Source organism: Pseudomonas sp. HC1(2025) (genome assembly GCF_058742075.1).
The window spans coordinates 1-12,153 of the sequence record NZ_CP196017.1 but is presented as its reverse complement, the minus strand read 5'-3'; the positions used below and the strand labels follow the sequence as shown (position 1 = coordinate 12,153).

Sequence of the window (12,153 nt, the reverse complement as noted above, 5' to 3'; positions counted from 1 at the left end):
CGGGCGTTGTCCCGCAACGGTAAATGCTGCCATGTCGATTTTGCAGGCCATCAGAACCTTCTTCTTTTACCTGCTGCTGGGCACCAGTTCGTTTCTCTGGTGCACCCTGAGCTTTTTTATCGCGCCCTTTTTGCCATTCAAGGCGCGCTATCGCTTTATCAACGTCTATTGGTGCCGCTGCGCGTTGTGGCTGACCAAGGTGTTCCTGGGCATTCGTTTCGAGGTCAAGGGTGCCGAGAATGTGCCGGACCAGCCGTGCGTGATCCTGTCGAACCACCAGAGCACCTGGGAGACCTTCTTTCTTTCCGCGTATTTCTCGCCCCTGAGCCAGGTGCTCAAGCGTGAGTTGCTGTTCGTGCCGTTCTTTGGCTGGGCGATGGCCATGCTGCGCCCGATTGCCATCGACCGCGACAACCCCAAGGCCGCGCTCAAGCATGTGGCGAAGAAGGGTGACGAGCTGCTCAAGGATGGGGTGTGGGTACTGATCTTCCCGGAGGGCACTCGCGTACCCTTTGGCACTGTAGGCAAGTTCTCCCGGGGCGGTACGGCATTGGCGGTCAACGCCAATCTTCCAGTACTGCCGATTGCCCACAATGCCGGCAAGTTCTGGCCCAAGGAAGGCTGGGCCAAGCGTAAAGGCACCATCACCGTGGTGATCGGCGAGCCGATGTATGCGCAAGGGGAAGGACCGCGTGCAATTGCCGCGCTCAATGACCGCGCTGCAGCGTGGAATGAGGCGCAGCAACGGGCCATGGGTTCGCTGCCGCCACTGCCGATTGCAGCGGACCAGGCGGTGATCTGACGTTCTGTGGATAACCTGTGCACGGTTTGTTGGCGAAATGCAGTTTTTCGCTTGTAGGCTTATGATTCTATTACATATTTCTTAAGCTAATAAAACACCGGAAAACGTGCATAAGTTTTTTCGAGCGTTGAAGACCGGCCCTTGCGGCCGGTTTTTTATGCACAGCCGTTCACTCCTCCCACAACGGCATCTGCAGGCTGAAAACCGTGCCTTGCCCCACCACACTCACACAGTCGATCCGCCCCCCATGGCGGTCCATCACCGCCTTGACCATGGTCAGGCCCAGCCCCAAGCCTTCGCTGCCCTGAGCCGAAGCAAAACGTCGGTATTGGCTGAACAGTTCAGGCAGCTCCTGGGCCGCGATGCCGGGGCCCTGGTCCTGGATATGACAAGCCAGCCATTGGCCGTTGCGTTCCAGGCGCACCGTCACCGTGGTGCCGGCTGGGCTGTACTTGATCGCATTCTCCATCAGGTTGAACAAGGCTCGGGTGAGCAGCGACTGATCCGCCAGGACCGTTTGCTCACCAGCCTCGTCCAGGTCGTGGACCAACTGGATATGTTTCAATTGGGCCAGCAGCGCGACCTGGTCAAACGCATCGAGCACCAACATGGCAAACAGGCTGGGCTCAAACTGATAACCGTCGGACTCAGCCTTGGCCAGTTGAACGAACGATTCGGTCAAATTCAATGCGCGTCGCACTTGCTGTTCGATCTGGGTAAAGACCTGCGAAACGTCTGAGGCTTCATGCCGTTGCACATCCAGCAACGCGAGGATTGCCGAGTGGGGCGCCCGCAGATCATGGGAGAGAAACCGCAGCAGGGTTTCACGTTGCTGCTGGGCGTCGCGTTCGATACTCAGGTCAGTCAGGCTCAACAGCCACCCCAACGCCACATCACCGTCGGCCGGTAACAGAGGCGCCAGTTCCAGGCGCAGGCTGCGTTGCTGGGTATCGCGGAACTCGATGATTTCCAGGGCCGATAGCGGCGTATGTACCTGGCCTTGCAAGGGCGGGTAACCCAGTGCCGCCAGTTGCTGCAGCAGGTTCTGGGCAATCAGTTCGTTGCCAAACACATCGCGGGCGATCCGATTGGCCAACAGGATCTCGCCTGTGGGATCGGTAATCAGCGTAGCGACCGGCAAGCACTCCAGGCCATCGGCCATAAAACGCCGGGTGTCGCGGGTACGACTGACCGCTTGCTCCAGGGCCACGATACGGCCCTGCAACACATCACCGTTGCTGACGGCCGCGCGACGGCGTTCCGGCAGCACCTTGGGCTCGCTGTCCAGGCGCGCCAATTCCCAGCCGAAGTAAGCGAGGATTACGCTCAGGCGGCGCCAGTTCCAGATCAGGTAGCCCAGCAGCATGCCGATCAGCGTGGCCGCTGGCGACCACCAGAGCCCCAGGCGCAACAAGCCCCAGGAAGCGAGGAGGGCGCCCGCCATGCAGCCCAGGGTCAGCCACAGCGCATAACGCGGGCGCAACAGCAGCAGGCCCAGCAACAAGGCCACCATCGCGGTAGACAGCAGGGTGGCCAGCCAGCCAGGCAACACGGTAATGCTGCGCCCTTGCAGCAGGCCGTTGAGGATATTGGCCTGGATCTCGACGCCCGGGGTGGTACCGACGCTGGCCGAAAGCGGTGTCACATAGCGATCGCCCATGCCCGGTGCAGTGGCCCCCACCAGAATGATCCGATTACGCAACAGTTGGGCAGGGACCTCACCGCGCAAGACACTGACATACGGCACGCTGGGAAAGCCGTGATCGGTGGCGATAAATGGGATGCGGATGGCATTGTCACGCTGCCAATCGGTTACTTCAGAAGACGCTGACAGCCCTGGCATATCGGTGTGCTGGCCGGTCAGCTCGAAGGCCAACCAGGCCAGTTGCGGGACCAGTTGCCCCGGCGGCCCCTCACGCAGGTACAGGCTGCGCACAATACCGTCGCTGTCCGCTTCCACGTTGATATGACCCACCCCCCTCGCACAATCGCGCAGTGGCAGCACAGGGAGGATCTGCGCGATGGGTTGCCCCAGGCGCGGCGTGCCTTCGCGAATCAACGGCAGCAGGACATTGCCGGCATTGCACATAGCCTGGGCCAGGCGTTGATCATTGGCCGGCTCGCGCGCCGGTTCGCTGAAGATCACATCGAGCAGGATCCCGGCGGGTTTGGCCGCACTCAACTGGTCAATCAGGTCGGCATGCAGGCGCCGCGACCACGGCCATTGACCGAGTTCCTTGAGGCTCATGTCATCAATGTTCACCAGCAGGATGCGCGGATCCACCGGCAACGGCGCCATGCGCCGCAGGCTGTCGTACAGCAGGTTATTCAGGGCAAGGCCGGGGCTTAGCGACAGAAAGGCCGTCATCGGCAGCAGAAGCAGACCGATCCACAGCCACTCCCTGACCAGCCCATTGAACAGGCGTTGGGCCTGGGTCGGCTGGCGCTGTTCAGCCCGGCGCCACCACTTCACCGTGCGAGCGCCGCGCTGCTACTGCACACGGGTGGCAGGTGGGTAATAGAAGATGTCATAAACGCCTGCTTCTCCTTCCAGTCCCTGGTCATCAAAGGCCGACACGCGCACGTGATAGAACGAGGCCTTGAGTCCAGTGAAGCTCAAGCGCGGCTCACTGGAGAAGTTTTCCTGCTTGATGTTCATGAAGGTTTTATCGGTAGCTACTTGCGCACGGTAGCGCTGGGCCCCCGGTTGCGGGTGCAGGATCAATGTCCATACCGGCGCATCGCCTTTCTGGCCGTCCTGGCCCATCAGGCGCGGCGCGGGCAATAGGTCGACTGTCTTCAACTCGCCCTGGGGCTTGAGCAGCACCCCTTGTCGAGCGCCGACCTTCAGTTCACCTTCCACCGGGCCCGTCTGCGGCTTGTTCTTCAGCTGTTTGCCTACCGGCTGCGGTTCGGTCCGGCTGGCGGCTACCTGGCCGTTGAGCACTTCGACCACCGATTGCTGATCGTCGTTACGCACACGAAAGTGCGTACCGCGCACGCCCAGTACGCCCACCGGGGTCACGATCTGAAAACGGTCATAGTCACTGGTGCGCTTGAGTACGTAGGCCTCGACCTGGCCTTGTTGCAGGATCACCTGGGGGATCGCCTGTTCTTCCACCAAATGCAAACGCACTTCGGAGCTGGAGGGCAGGACGATGCGTGAGCCATCGCCCAGCAACAGGCTGACAAACGCCGATGGCGAGGTTTTTACGCTTTCCTGCTCATCGATCAGCATGCCTTCTTCCAACACACTGGGGCGCCCCTTGGCGTCCAGCTTCCAGGCTTCACCGGTAAGGTTCTGCACGACTGCCGGCAGCGGCTGTGCCCGGCACATCAGGTTGTCATCAATGTAGGGCGCGCGCACAGGTGCAGGCTTGGCGAGGACTTGTGGGCTGGTGACCACCAGGGCCAGGGCCAGGCTTGAGCCAAACAAAGAGGAAAGGGAATAGCGACGAGGAAAGAGGGTCATGGCGCTCATCAAGGTTCTAGTTCTAAAGGTCCGTCAGACTGCACATTCAGAAAGCGTCTTGCGGCGGCAGGACCTTGAATCTCGCCTACGATACCCGATGACGCATCGAACTCGATAGCCGTAGTGGTAGGGATGAGGCGCCAAGAAAGGTGACACATCCCTGTGTCTGCCGGATCGACGACGTCGAACCGGATGTACATCGAAGAAATACTGTCCCTCACATCCCTCCGACAGCAGCCCATGGCGAACCGCAGACTACAGATGATACGTCCGTGTATCGAGAGCGCTTCCCGCGCACGCCCTCCATGTGTCATTCAGCGAAAGAGAATTTACCTACAAGAGTGGTGCATAGGGGAGTAGTGCAACATTTGTTCAGATTTAGAAGATCCATCGTTGATCCTGGTCCAGCAAGCTCCCGTGTTGAAACGCCTGCGGGGCATCGATTTCCCTGAGTCCTGCGTAACCGAGGCCGTCTACGGATTCGGCGTACACCGTCATTTCGTCAAGTGGGGCAGACTGTGCCGGGCTGCAGGCATCCACCATTTCTGTGCCAAAACCTGTTGCCATCACCAGCATGAACATCTTTCCCCACACTCTGACCTTCTGCACGAGACACACCTGTCCCGACAGCGCATAAAACCTGATTGGCATTGATCCTTTTCCTGAGGGGCTTGAGCCGGTATCTTTCCAGCTGGGTACGCGATGTTTAACGGCCTTAGGGCTATCTGATATCAGCGTACCGAGAGATTCAGGGAGCTTGAGAAACTGGCCACAATTGTTCAGATTCAACGGTGAACCATTACGCTCTCTTCAACCGCTGCAACATTCTTCAAGAAGAAAGGACCCTGCCATGCGTGTCGCGATACTGGATGACGAACCTGCCGAATTGCGGCGGGTGGAACAGACACTGCGACAAATCCCAAGTGCCTTGGAGCAGCCATGGACGCTGCATTGCTTCGAACGTGGCGAAGACTTGCTGCGCCAACTGCGCCGAGAAACCTTCGACTTGCTGGTACTCGACTGGCAGTTGCCGGACCTGAGCGGCATCGCGATCCTGCGCTGGACCCGTGAGCACATGGAGGCGCCACCGCCCGTGATTATGCTGACCAGCCGCGATGCCGAGAGCGATATCGTCCAGGCCCTGAACAGCGGTGCCGATGACTACGTCAGCAAACCGTTTCGCCCCAACGAACTGAAGGCACGGGTGAGTGCCGTCCTGCGTCGTCACGGCCTGCAGAAATCTGCTGCCACCGAAATGCTGGTTTTCAACGACCTGACCTTCGACGATGCCGAACTGACCGTCAGCCGCGCGGGTGATCCAATCAACCTGACCGAAAGGGAATACCGCCTGGCACGCTGCCTCTTCGCCAACCTGGCCCGGCCGCTGTCACGGGAATATCTCTATGAACGGTTCTGGACCCATGAAGAAATGGTGTCTTCGCGCCCGCTGGATACCCACATTTATCGGCTACGAAACAAGCTTGGGCTGACGCCGGAGCGGGGTTGGCAGCTGCTGACGATCTATGGGTACGGCTATCGGTTGGAGAGCGTGACCGCAGCGACGGCGTAGCCGATGTTCCACGTGGAGCATTTAAAAAGGGCTCCAAAATCTGGGCAATAAAAAAGGCCAACGTTAAACGTTGGCCTTTTTTGTTTGGCAATAGCGTTATCAGAAGTCCAGGTTGGACACTGCCAAGGCATTGCTCTCGATGAAGTCACGACGTGGCTCGACCGCATCACCCATCAGGGTGTTGAAGATCTGGTCCGCGCCAATGGCGTCTTCGATGGTCACACGCAGCATACGGCGCTGGGCTGGGTCCATGGTGGTTTCCCACAGCTGGTCCGGGTTCATTTCGCCCAGACCTTTGTATCGCTGGATGGTGTGACGCTTGGTGCTTTCTGCCATCAACCAGTCCAGGGCTTCCTTGAACTCCTTGACCTGCTTTTTGCGTTCGCCGCGCTGAATATAAGCGCCGTCGTCCAGCAGGGTGCTCAGTTGCGCGCCCAGGGTTACTACGGTCTTGTAGTCGTTACTGCCGAAGAAGTCGCGGTTGAAGGTGACGTAGTTCGACAGGCCGTGGGAGATCAGTTCGACCTCTGGCAGCCAGACGTTACGTTCACGGTCTTCACGCAGGCTGGCTTTGTACACCAGGCCAGACTTCTCGACGGTGCGCAGGCGCACTTCGTACTGGGCCAGCCAATCCTGCATCGCTGCGTGATCGCCCAACTGCTCCAGGCTGACGGCCGGCAGGTAGATGAAGTGCTCGGTCAGCTCCTGAGGGTACAGGCGCGACAAACGCTTGAGGGTCTTCATCACCATGCGGAAGTCGTTTACCAGACGCTCCAGCGCCTCACCGGAGATGCCCGGGGCTTCGTCGTTCAAGTGCAGGCTGGCATCTTCCAGGGCCGACTGCGTCATGTACTCTTCCATGGCGTCGTCGTCTTTGATGTATTGCTCTTGCTTGCCCTTTTTCACTTTGTACAACGGCGGCTGGGCGATGTAGATGTAGCCACGCTCGATCAGCTCCGGCAACTGACGGAAGAAGAAGGTCAGCAGCAGGGTACGGATGTGCGAACCGTCGACGTCAGCATCGGTCATGATGATGATGTTGTGGTAGCGCAACTTGTCGATGTTGTACTCGTCGCGACCAATGCCACAGCCCAGGGCGGTGATCAAGGTGCCGACTTCCTGGGAGGAAATCATCTTGTCGAAACGGGCCTTCTCGACGTTGAGGATCTTACCCTTCAACGGCAGGATCGCCTGGGTGCGACGGTTACGACCCTGCTTGGCGGAACCGCCAGCAGAGTCACCTTCCACTAGGTACAGTTCGGAGAGAGCAGGGTCCTTCTCCTGGCAGTCCGCCAGTTTGCCCGGCAGGCCAGCGATATCCAGCGCGCCTTTACGACGGGTCATTTCACGGGCTTTACGCGCCGCTTCACGGGCCCGTGCCGCGTCGATCATCTTGCCGACGACCAGCTTGGCTTCGTTGGGGTTTTCCAGCAGGAAGTCGGAGAAGTACTTGCCCATTTCCTGTTCGACAGCCGTCTTCACTTCAGAAGAAACCAGCTTGTCTTTGGTCTGGGAACTGAACTTCGGATCCGGGACCTTGACCGAAATAATCGCGGTCAGGCCTTCGCGGGCATCGTCACCAGTAGTGGCGACTTTATGCTTCTTCGCCAGGCCTTCGGCTTCGATGTAGGTGTTCAGGTTACGCGTCAGTGCGGAACGGAAACCCACCAGGTGAGTACCGCCATCGCGCTGTGGAATGTTGTTGGTGAAGCACAACAGGTTCTCGTTGAAGCTGTCGTTCCACTGCAAGGCGATTTCCACGCCGATGCCGTCTTCACGCTGGATGTTGAAGTGGAACACCTGGTTGACCGCAGTCTTGTTGGTGTTCAGGTATTCAACGAATGCACGCAGGCCGCCTTCGTACTTGAACAGCTCTTCCTTGCCGCTGCGCTCGTCCTTGAGGACGATACCCACACCGGAGTTGAGGAAGGACAGCTCACGAATCCGCTTGGCCAGGATGTCCCAGCTGAAGTGGATATTCTTGAAGGTGTCAGCCGAAGGCTTGAAGTGAATCTGGGTGCCTGTGGTTTCGCTGTCGCCAACGATCGCCATAGGTGCTTGAGGCACGCCGTGGACGTAGGTCTGTTCCCAGATCTTGCCGCTGCGGCGCACAGTCAGGATCAGTTCTTCCGACAGGGCGTTTACCACCGACACACCTACACCGTGCAAACCGCCGGATACTTTATAGGAGTTGTCGTCGAACTTACCGCCGGCGTGGAGCACGGTCATGATGACCTCTGCTGCCGATACGCCTTCTTCTTTATGCACATCTACCGGAATGCCGCGACCGTTGTCGCGTACGGTGATGGATTCATCCGGGTGGATGATGATGCTGATGTCGTCGCAATGGCCGGCGAGCGCTTCGTCGATGGAGTTGTCGACCACCTCGAACACCATGTGGTGCAGACCGCTACCATCATCGGTGTCGCCAATGTACATACCGGGACGTTTGCGTACGGCATCCAAACCTTTCAGCACTTTAATGCTGGTCGAGTCGTACGTGTTTTCTTCGCTCATGCCTTCACTCCCGATGGTCGTGGGTCTGGGTGATACGGCCTTGTTCCACGTGGAACAAAGCGACTGGCGTTTCCATCTGCCAGCCTTCCCTCAATAATTCGTGGTCTACACAGGTAATAAATACCTGGCAGCGTAAGTCTTCCAACAAGCGGCATAGCGCGCGGCGGTGTTGCTCGTCCAATTCGGACGGCAAGTCATCCACCAGATAAATACACTGCCCGCGCCGGGCCTGGCTAACCAAGTGCCCCTGGGCGATACGCAACGCGCAGACCACCAACTTCTGCTGGCCACGGGACAAGATATCCGCGGCGTTATGTGCACCTAATCTAAGGCGCAAATCAGCGCGTTGCGGCCCTGCCTGGGTGTGGCCAATTTGCTGATCCCGTTGCAAAGAGGTGGCGAGTACTGCACTCAAGTCACGCTCTTTGTCCCAACCACGGTAGTAGCTCAGCGTCAGTCCCTCGAGTTCCAGCAACTCACTCAAGGTCTGTTCAAAGACTGGTTTCAAGGCTTTGATGTAGGTGCGGCGGTATTCATCTATTTCGTCGCTGGCCAGGCACAGTTCACGGTCCCAGGCCGCTTGCGAAGCGGCGTCAAGTGTACCATGCCGCAGCCATGAGTTCCGCTGCCGCAGGGCCTTCTGCAGGCGCTGCCACGTGGCCATGAACCTCGGTTCCACGTGGAACACTCCCCAATCGAGGAACTGCCGGCGAATTTTTGGTGCACCCTCCAGTAAACGGAAGCTGTCAGGGTTGATCAATTGCAGGGGTAGGATTTCCGCCAACTGCGCTGCACTGCGCGCATTCTGCCCATCGATACGGATCTGGAACTCTCCCTGCCGATCACGAGATATCCCCAGGCTGCTGTGCCCGCCTTGCGCCAGTTCGACCTGGCCAAAAACGGTGCACGCCAATTGCTCGTATTGAATCACCGGTAACAGGCGGGCGCTGCGAAAGGAACGAGCCAGGCCCAGCAAGTGAATGGCTTCCAGCACGCTGGTTTTGCCACTGCCGTTGGCGCCATGGAGGATATTGATGCGGGGGGAGGGGGAGAAGGTCACCGGGTGCAGATTGCGCACCGCGGTGACCGAGACGCGACTGAGGGACATCTAGCTTCTGCTGAGCATGATTACAGGCGCATCGGCATAACAACATAAGCCGAGTCGTCGTTATCGGATTCTTGCACCAGGGCGCTGCTGTTGGAGTCCGACAGGATCAGACGCACTTGCTCGGTGGTCATCACACCCAGCACGTCCAGCAGGTAGCTCACGTTGAAGCCGATCTCCAGGGATCCACCGTTGTAGTCGACGCCAACTTCTTCTTCCGCTTCTTCCTGTTCCGGGTTGTTGGCCTGGATTTTCAGCTGGCCGTTGGCCAATTGCAGGCGAATACCACGGTACTTCTCGTTGGACAGGATCGCGGTACGGCTGAACGCTTCACGTAGCGCCTGGCGATCACCGATCACCAGCTTGTCGCCGCCTTTGGGCAGCACGCGCTCGTAGTCCGGGAATTTGCCGTCTACCAGCTTGGAGGTGAAGGTGAACTCGCCGGTGGTAGCACGGATGTGATGCTGGCCTAGGACGATGCTGACGTTACCGTCCGGCTCGGTGAGCAGGCGCGCCAGTTCAAGGATACCTTTGCGCGGCACGATGACCTGGTGGCGGTCCGGCTGACCGATATCGGCCTTCATCGAGCACATTGCCAGACGGTGACCGTCGGTGGCCACGGCACGGATGATGCCTTCGGAGACTTCCAGCAGCATGCCGTTGAGGTAGTAACGCACATCCTGCTGGGCCATGGCGAAGCTGGTGCGTTCGATCAAACGGCGCAGGCGGCTTTGCTCCAGGCTGCAAGTCAGCGAACCGGGACCTTCTTCTACCGTCGGGAAATCGTTGGCCGGCAGGGTCGACAAGGTGAAACGACTGCGCCCGGCCTTGACCACCAACTTCTGCTCATCAACCTTGATGTCGATCAGCGCATCATTGGGCAGGCTTTTGCAGATATCCATCAGCTTGCGCGCAGGCACGGTGATCTCACCGGGCTCGGCGGGTTCTTCCAGCTGTACGCGACCAACCAGTTCGACTTCCAGGTCGGTACCGGTCAACGACAACTGCTGGCCTTCGACAACCAACAATACGTTGGAAAGTACCGGCAAGGTCTGTCGGCGCTCGACGACGCCTGCGACCAGTTGCAGGGGTTTCAACAGGGCTTCGCGTTGAATGGTGAAATGCATGGTCTAGTCCCTTGCCTTAATAAGCTGCGCTGGTGTTCATCAAGTTGTCAGTGTACGCAGCAGGTTCTTGTAGTCCTCGCGAATATCCGCGTCGGATTCCTTAAGTTCATTGATCTTGCGGCACGCGTGCAAGACCGTGGTGTGGTCGCGACCACCAAACACATCGCCAATTTCCGGCAGGCTGTGGTTGGTCAGCTCCTTGGAGAGCGCCATGGCCACCTGACGGGGACGCGCTACCGAGCGCGAGCGGCGCTTGGACAGCAGGTCGGAAATCTTGATCTTGTAGTACTCGGCCACGGTGCGTTGAATGTTATCCACACTGACCAGCTTGTCTTGCAGCGCCAACAGGTCCTTCAGGGATTCGCGAATCAGCTCGATAGTGATGTCGCGGCCCATGAAGTGCGAGTGAGCGATAACGCGCTTGAGCGCACCTTCGAGCTCACGCACGTTGGAGCGAATACGCTGGGCAATGAAGAATGCCGCATCGTGAGGCAGATCGACTTTCGCCTGGTCGGCTTTCTTCATCAGGATCGCGACCCGGGTTTCCAGTTCCGGCGGCTCTACCGCAACGGTCAGGCCCCAGCCGAAGCGCGATTTGAGGCGCTCTTCCAGGCCTTCGATTTCCTTCGGGTAACGGTCGCTGGTGAGGATGACCTGCTGGCCGCCTTCAAGCAGGGCGTTGAACGTGTGGAAAAACTCTTCCTGGGAACGTTCCTTGCGCGCGAAGAATTGAATGTCATCAATCAGCAGCGCATCGACGGAGCGATAGAAGCGCTTGAATTCGTTGATCGCATTGAGTTGCAACGCCTTGACCATGTCGGCCACGAAGCGCTCCGAGTGCAGGTACACGACCTTGGCATTCGGATTCTTCTTTAATAGGTGGTTACCCACAGCGTGCATCAAGTGCGTCTTACCCAAGCCAACGCCGCCGTAAAGGAAGAGCGGGTTGTAACCGTGCTTGGGATTGTCGGCCACCTGCCAGGCGGCGGCGCGGGCCAACTGGTTGGATTTACCTTCGACGAAGTTTTCAAAGGTAAAGGTGCGGTTCAGGTAACTGGTGTGCTTGAGCGCACCTTCGACCTGGACCGTGCGCTGCTCCGCGCGCACCGGGGCCTGCTGCGAACTGGCTCCTGCCATGGGGTCGAAGCTGTCGCGGGACGGCTCTTCGCTCACTGGCGCATTTTTTTGCGCCACGGATTTGCTCGGGGCTGGCGCAGCGGTGGCTGGTGCGTGGTTAACCGGGGCTGCCGCAGCCTGGGCGTGCGAGGCAGCCGCGGCCAGCGGCGCATTCGGCGCGGCACGCGGTGCGGAGCTGCGTTTGCTGCCTATTAATAAGGAGAGCGCTGGAGCCATCCCATTGCCATGTTCGTCGAACAATTCGAGAACGCGGCTCAGGTACTTCTCGTTGACCCAGTCGAGAACAAAACGATTGGGTGCGTAGACACGCAACTCGTCGCCTTCGGCTTCGACCTGTAGTGGACGGATCCAGGTGTTGAATTGCTGGGCAGGCAGCTCATCGCGCAAAAGCTCCACGCACTGCTGCCAAAGTTCCACTGACAC

Annotated in this window: 9 protein-coding genes; 2 read left to right on the top strand and 7 right to left on the bottom strand. The window is 58.8% G+C overall.

Translation table 11 applies throughout. The annotated features are described in order from the left end of the window. The first annotated feature begins 31 nt into the window (after window positions 1–31). Window positions 32–802: a lysophospholipid acyltransferase family protein gene (locus ACSSVH_RS00045; RefSeq protein WP_170057467.1), complete on the top strand. Its 771-nt coding sequence runs from the start codon at window positions 32–34 to the stop codon at window positions 800–802. A 169-nt stretch (window positions 803–971) separates the two neighbouring features. On the opposite strand, the gene ACSSVH_RS00040 is transcribed toward ACSSVH_RS00045, so the two are convergent. The 3 genes from ACSSVH_RS00040 to ACSSVH_RS00030 all read right to left on the bottom strand — a co-directional run bounded on the left by ACSSVH_RS00040 (window position 972) and on the right by ACSSVH_RS00030 (window position 4,925). Beyond that, window positions 972–3,275 (bottom strand): CHASE2 domain-containing protein, encoded by a 2,304-nt coding sequence (locus ACSSVH_RS00040; protein WP_492633913.1) that lies wholly within the window; start codon window positions 3,273–3,275, stop codon window positions 972–974. 18 nt (window positions 3,276–3,293) lie between these two features. After that, on the bottom strand, window positions 3,294–4,283 hold the full coding sequence (locus tag ACSSVH_RS00035) for a FecR family protein (RefSeq protein ID WP_169954068.1): 990 nt from the start codon (window positions 4,281–4,283) through the stop codon (window positions 3,294–3,296). Window positions 4,284–4,652: 369 nt separating this feature from the next. Further along, window positions 4,653–4,925 carry a hypothetical protein gene (locus ACSSVH_RS00030; RefSeq protein ID WP_170042009.1) on the bottom strand — a complete coding sequence of 91 codons (273 nt, stop codon included), beginning with the start codon at window positions 4,923–4,925 and terminating at the stop codon, window positions 4,653–4,655. Window positions 4,926–5,124: 199 nt separating this feature from the next. Here ACSSVH_RS00030 and ACSSVH_RS00025 point away from each other — a divergent pair, with 199 nt between their 5' ends. Further along, window positions 5,125–5,844 (top strand): response regulator transcription factor, encoded by a 720-nt coding sequence (locus ACSSVH_RS00025; RefSeq protein ID WP_170057470.1) that lies wholly within the window; start codon window positions 5,125–5,127, stop codon window positions 5,842–5,844. A gap of 99 nt (window positions 5,845–5,943) precedes the next feature. Here ACSSVH_RS00025 and gyrB read toward each other — a convergent pair whose 3' ends face one another. From gyrB to dnaA, 4 genes are read right to left on the bottom strand one after another with little or no spacing between them, the layout of a single operon-like run. After that, complete coding sequence (gyrB, locus tag ACSSVH_RS00020) at window positions 5,944–8,361, bottom strand: DNA topoisomerase (ATP-hydrolyzing) subunit B (RefSeq protein ID WP_032857164.1); 2,418 nt, start codon at window positions 8,359–8,361, stop codon at window positions 5,944–5,946. Between the two features lie 4 nt (window positions 8,362–8,365). Further along, entirely contained in the window at window positions 8,366–9,469 is a 1,104-nt protein-coding gene (gene recF, locus ACSSVH_RS00015; protein WP_492633912.1) for a DNA replication/repair protein RecF, read from the bottom strand. Window positions 9,470–9,489: 20 nt separating this feature from the next. Further along, window positions 9,490–10,593 carry a DNA polymerase III subunit beta gene (gene dnaN, locus ACSSVH_RS00010; protein WP_057439291.1) on the bottom strand — a complete coding sequence of 368 codons (1,104 nt, stop codon included), beginning with the start codon at window positions 10,591–10,593 and terminating at the stop codon, window positions 9,490–9,492. 39 nt (window positions 10,594–10,632) lie between these two features. Then, the gene (dnaA, locus tag ACSSVH_RS00005) at window positions 10,633–12,153 is read right to left on the bottom strand and encodes a chromosomal replication initiator protein DnaA (RefSeq protein ID WP_169954065.1); all 1,521 of its coding nucleotides are present in this window, start codon (window positions 12,151–12,153) and stop codon (window positions 10,633–10,635) included.